Consider the following 1,868-nt stretch of genomic DNA (forward strand, 5'->3'; position numbering starts at 1 on the left):
TCGTAAAATAAATTTGTAGATTTTCAAGAGGATTTTTAGTCCTCTTTTTTTGGTGTGGATTGAAGGTTGGTTTTAGGTTGTTTACCTTCACTTATAGGCATATGTACCCTTACCCGTAAAATTAGTTTTTACAGGGACTTGTGTTTTGGCTACCGCCAAGATACCAAGCAGGCGGACCACGCTGATCAAAAACAGCTATCGTATGTAAATTGCCCACTTTACAACAAGGACATTTGGGCAAAAAAGACTTCTTTCCTGCTTTTACCAGTACTTTCACTTGGAGTTTCTCCTGCAAAAGCTGTAGCTTTTGACGTTTCCAAGTGCTGCTCAAAAAACCATAATGACGGATTTTTACAAACCGTTTGGGCAAAATATGCAACGAAAAACGCCTGACAAACTCCCCATGCACAAGGGTCATTTGTTTTTTGACTCCCGCCATTCGATAATCCTTGTAATCAAAAGTCACGTTTTGAGAATCAATATGCCTGATTCTATGGTTGCTAATAGCGATTTTATGGGTATATCTCCCCAAATATTCCACCACCGATTTTGAACTTCCAAAAGGTCGCTTGGCAAATACCACCCAATCTTTTCTCCATAATTCCTGTCGAAGTTGTTCGTAATTAATTGGTAACTTAGTTTTGAGTTTCTCACAATATTTAGCCCTAAAAACCTTAGATAACGCCTTGACTGGAAACAGAAATTTTCCGTCCGTTCTGCTGTTTTGCCATTGCCCTTTTTTATCCACGCCACCTCCCGGAACAATGCAATGCAGGTGTGGATGCAAACTCAATTGCTGTCCCCAAGTGTGTAAAACGGCAATCATACCCATTTGAATTCCCTTCTTTTTACCAAAAGTTTGTAGTGTTTCCCAAGTCGCTTCAAACAAAGTATCGTACACCATTTTAGGCTGGTGCATCGCCAACGAATTGATGCTATCAGGCAGGGTAAAAACGACATGAAAATAAGGAGCTGGCAAAAGTTCCGTTTCTCTTTTGGATATCCAATCTTCTCGTTTTTTACCCTGACACTTCGGGCAATGACGGTTGCGGCAACTGTTATAACTGATACTAATAGTGCCACAACTATCACAGGCATCAATATGACCGCCCAATTGCGCTGTTCGGCATTTTTTAACTGCTGACAAGGTTCGAAGTTGCCAAGTATTAAGTCCTAATTGCTCTATACTATTACCTAATTGCTTCAGTACATCGGCTACTTCAAATTTTGGCTGCATTGAGAAAAGAGCATATCAAGGGGACTGAACTTTTGCTGACTCTCGAGTTGAGCAATCTGTAAATACTCTAGAGTAGTCTCTATGTTTTGGTGTCCCAAAAGCTCTTTCAATGTCATAATATCCATCCCATCTTCCAAAAGATGGGTGGCATAGGAATGTCGCAGCGAATGCACGTGAACTTCTTTGGCTATACCTGCTGCTTTACTAACTTGTTTGATAACCCACTGCACTCCACGTTGAGAATAACGACTATCAAAATCACCCCCAGAACGACCAACAGGCTGACCATTAAAAAGATAATCTTGCGGTTTTTCTGCTTCGATGTATTTTCTTAAGCCTCGTATTAAGTGAATCGAAAGCGGAACATAACGGTCTTTTTTGCCCTTGCCTTGAACGACCTTGAGCTGTTTGCGATCAAAATCCAAATCCTGTAAGCGTACAGAACGCACTTCCATACAACGAAGTCCACAACCGTAAAGAAGTCCTATTAGAATTTTGTGCTTGAGTAATTTAGCATGTACGAGCAGCGACCAAACTTCTTCTTTACTCAAAACAACTGGAAGTTTCTTCTCGTGTTTTATCGAAGGTAAACGAAGATACTCATAAGGCAAGCCTTCGGATTTTAATAAAA

General features: G+C 40.5%; 2 protein-coding genes. Both read right to left on the reverse strand.

Annotated features, from left to right (window positions below; all coding sequences use genetic code 11):
- Positions 1 to 121: 121 nt before the first annotated feature.
- Positions 122 to 1,237 carry an IS91 family transposase gene (locus tag GTZ96_RS18085; RefSeq protein ID WP_161645289.1) on the reverse strand — a complete coding sequence of 372 codons (1,116 nt, stop codon included), beginning with the start codon at positions 1,235 to 1,237 and terminating at the stop codon, positions 122 to 124.
- Positions 1,216 to 1,868, reverse strand: a 653-nt coding sequence (locus tag GTZ96_RS18090; RefSeq protein WP_235973064.1) for a tyrosine-type recombinase/integrase, incomplete at its 5' end; no start/stop codon positions are given. The genes GTZ96_RS18090 and GTZ96_RS18085, both read right to left, overlap by 22 nt.

The organism is Flavobacterium undicola (assembly GCF_009909155.2).
Classification (GTDB): Bacteria; Bacteroidota; Bacteroidia; order Flavobacteriales; family Flavobacteriaceae; genus Flavobacterium; species Flavobacterium undicola.

Coding starts and splice junctions, on each gene's coding strand:
- GTZ96_RS18085 (WP_161645289.1), bottom strand. CDS start 1,237: ATGCAGCCAAAATTTGAAGTAGCCGATGTACTGAAGCAATTAGGTAAT.